General features: G+C 54.2%; 1 pseudogene. It reads left to right on the forward strand.

Going from position 1 to position 249, the window contains the following annotated elements:
- Positions 1-249: pseudogene (locus tag SB771_RS36095) on the forward strand (transcriptional regulator); the annotation flags it as partial.

Genomic DNA, 249 nt, shown 5'->3' on the forward strand with positions numbered 1-249 from the left:
CCTCGAAACAGGCGAAAAAACCAACCCTTCACAAGACCTAGTCGAGAAGCTATTAAACGTTCTGAAACCCGCGGAGAGGGATGCGGCACTGGTGACGTGGCTCGCTGACCACGCCGATGCGGATACGAGCCTTGTCGAATTCGTGTTACAAGATCCATCTATCGGTATCGACGTATTTACGATGGCGGCGGGCGTCAGGCATCTCGGCAATGCAAGGCCTGATCCCGCCACATTGATTGCCCGAATCAA

The sequence above is a fragment of the Burkholderia sp. SIMBA_051 genome (assembly GCF_046534915.1).
Lineage (GTDB): Bacteria > Pseudomonadota > Gammaproteobacteria > Burkholderiales > Burkholderiaceae > Burkholderia > Burkholderia ambifaria.